Below are 1,182 nucleotides of genomic sequence, written 5' to 3' on the forward strand. Positions count from 1 at the left end.
TTACTCGATGATCTTGGCGACGACGCCGGCGCCGACGGTACGGCCACCTTCGCGGATCGCGAAGCGCAGACCCTCTTCCATCGCGATCGGAGCGATCAGCTTCACCGTGATCGACACGTTGTCGCCCGGCATCACCATTTCCTTGTCCTTCGGCAGCTCGATCGAGCCCGTCACGTCCGTCGTACGGAAGTAGAACTGCGGACGGTAGTTGTTGAAGAACGGCGTGTGACGGCCGCCTTCGTCCTTGCTCAGCACGTACACTTCAGCCGTGAAGTGCGTGTGCGGCGTGATCGAACCCGGCTTCGCCAGAACCTGGCCACGCTCCACGTCTTCACGCTTCGTGCCGCGCAGCAGGATACCCACGTTGTCGCCTGCCTGACCTTGGTCCAGCAGCTTGCGGAACATTTCAACGCCCGTGCAGGTCGTCTTCACCGTCGGCTTGATACCGACGATTTCGATTTCCTCGCCGACCTTCACGATGCCGCGCTCGACACGCCCCGTCACCACCGTACCGCGGCCCGAGATCGAGAACACGTCTTCCACCGGCATCAGGAACGCGCCGTCAACTGCACGCTCCGGCGTCGGGATGTACGTGTCCAGCGCATCGGCCAGGCTCATGATCGCCACTTCGCCCAGCTCGCCCGTGTCGCCTTCCAGCGCCAGCTTCGCCGAACCCTTCACGATCGGCGTGTCGTCGCCCGGGAAGTCGTACTTCGACAGGAGTTCGCGAACTTCCATCTCGACCAGCTCGAGCAGTTCCGCGTCGTCCACCATGTCGCACTTGTTCAGGAACACGATGATGTACGGAACGCCAACCTGACGTGCCAGCAGGATGTGCTCGCGCGTTTGCGGCATCGGGCCGTCTGCTGCCGAGCAAACCAGGATCGCGCCGTCCATCTGCGCTGCGCCCGTGATCATGTTCTTCACATAGTCAGCGTGGCCCGGGCAGTCGACGTGTGCGTAGTGGCGGTTAGCCGTTTCGTACTCGACGTGTGCCGTGTTGATCGTGATGCCGCGCGCCTTTTCTTCCGGTGCCGCGTCGATCTGGTCGTATGCCTTCGCTTCGCCGCCGAACTTCTTCGTCAGCACCGTCGTGATCGCTGCCGTCAGCGTCGTCTTGCCGTGGTCAACGTGACCAATCGTACCAACGTTCACGTGCGGCTTGGTCCGCTCAAATTTACC

The 1,182-nt window shown here is 62.2% G+C and carries 1 protein-coding gene; it reads right to left on the reverse strand.

The annotated features are described in order from the left end of the window. Nucleotides 1-1,182: elongation factor Tu (gene tuf / locus HWX07_RS36755; RefSeq protein WP_027805213.1), on the reverse strand; the 1,182-nt coding region annotated here is incomplete at its 5' end.

The organism is Burkholderia sp. BCC0097, assembly GCF_902832985.1.
Lineage (GTDB): Bacteria > Pseudomonadota > Gammaproteobacteria > Burkholderiales > Burkholderiaceae > Burkholderia > Burkholderia orbicola.